The organism is Serratia sp. CC22-02, from assembly GCF_900182895.1.
Taxonomy (GTDB): Bacteria; Pseudomonadota; Gammaproteobacteria; order Enterobacterales; family Enterobacteriaceae; genus Serratia; species Serratia nevei.
The window spans coordinates 1-1,289 of record NZ_FXUD01000030.1 but is presented as its reverse complement, the minus strand read 5'-3'; the positions used below and the strand labels follow the sequence as shown (position 1 = coordinate 1,289).

The window sequence follows — 1,289 nt, the reverse complement described above, 5'->3', positions numbered from 1 at the left end:
CAGGTGGTGGAGCTGGTCAATCCGCCGCGCCACCTGGGCTATACCCCGCTGTTCCAGGTGATGCTGGCCTGGCAGGACGGCTCGGTGCGCGATATTCCGCTGCCTGGGCTGCAGGCCGAGTTGGCCGGGCTGGAATACAGCGCGGCGAAGTTTGATCTGACGCTCGATCTGGCCGATACCGGCGAAGGCATCAGCGGTACGCTGAACTTCGCCACGGCGTTGTTCGATCGCGCCACCGCCGAACGCTACGGCGTTTACCTGGTACAGGCGCTGCGGGCGATGACGTTGAATAGCCCACGGTCAGTATCCCATATCGATTTGTTGCCGCTCGCCGAACGGGAGCATCTGCTGCATGGCTGGAACCGCACCGAGCGTGACTACCCGCTGGATCAGACGCTGGCGGCGCTGTTCGAGCAGCAGGTGCGCCGCACGCCGGACGCCACCGCGCTGGTGAGCGGAGCGGAAAGCCTGAGCTACGCCCAGCTGAACGCCCGCGCCAACCGGCTGGCGCACGCGCTGATAGCGCGCGGCGTCGGCCCGGACAGCCGGGTGGCGGTGTGCGCCGAACGCGGCCTGAACATGGTGACGGCGCTGTTCGGTATCCTCAAGGCCGGCGGCGCCTATGTGCCGCTCGATCCGGCCTATCCGGGCGAACGCCTGCAGTACATCCTGCAGGATGCCGACCCGGTGCTGCTGCTGGCGGACGCCGCCGGCCGGGCGGCGCTGGGCGAGCCTGCGACGCCGCAGCTGGCGCTGGAGGCGGCGCTGCCGGATACGCTGAGCGCCGAGAACCCGGAACGGCGCGCGCAGGCGTCGCACCTGGCGTACGTGATTTACACCTCGGGCTCGACCGGTAAACCGAAGGGCGCGATGAATGAGCACCGCGGGGTGGTCAACCGGCTGGTGTGGATGCAGGAAGCCTACGGCCTGACGGCGGCGGACACGGTGCTGCAAAAAACGCCGTTCGGCTTCGACGTCTCGGTGTGGGAGTTCTTCTGGCCGCTGATGGTCGGCGCGCGTCTGGTGATGGCGAAGCCGGAAGGGCACAAGGATCCGGACTACCTGAGCCGCGCGATCGAACAGTACGGCGTCACCACGCTGCACTTCGTGCCGTCGATGCTGCAAAGCTTCCTGGCGGACGGGCAGGCGGCGACGCGCTGCGGCCAGGTGGTGCGGGTGATGTGCAGCGGGGAAGCGCTGCCGGCGGCGCTGGTGGCAGAGTTTTACCGCCGGCTGCCGCAGGCGGAGTTGCATAACCTGTATGGGCCGACGGAGGCGGCGGTGGACGT

At 68.3% G+C, this 1,289-nt stretch carries 1 protein-coding gene; it reads left to right on the top strand.

The window, feature by feature from the left end; all coding sequences use genetic code 11:
• Positions 1-1,289 (top strand): non-ribosomal peptide synthetase (locus QOL81_RS25750; protein WP_283440171.1); only part of this gene is annotated, 1,289 nt, incomplete at both ends.